1 pseudogene is annotated in these 249 nt (G+C 47.8%); it reads right to left on the reverse strand.

Going from position 1 to position 249, the window contains the following annotated elements:
- Positions 1–249 (reverse strand): annotated as a pseudogene (locus FNH22_RS32335) (IS1634 family transposase); the annotation flags it as partial.

Here is a 249-nt window from a genome sequence, read left to right on the forward strand (position 1 = left end):
TCCCCTTTTGTTTTAAGCGTAGCTGGAGATGATTGAGTAAGGAGTAAGCGAGATAACATAAGCAGATGTGCCCCTGGATGCGTTTGTCCGTCCAGTGGAACATCGGTCGGGTTTCCAGGTACCCTTTGAAGGTTCGGAAGGAATGTTCGATCTGATAGAGGTGATGGTAGTGGTCCAGGACTTCTGCATCACTCAAGGCTTTTGCATGATAAGCGATAGCAAGGAAACCGTCATACTTTTCGCTTCGCT

The sequence above is a fragment of the Fulvivirga sp. M361 genome, from assembly GCF_007097395.1.
In the GTDB taxonomy this organism is placed as follows: Bacteria; Bacteroidota; Bacteroidia; order Cytophagales; family Cyclobacteriaceae; genus Fulvivirga.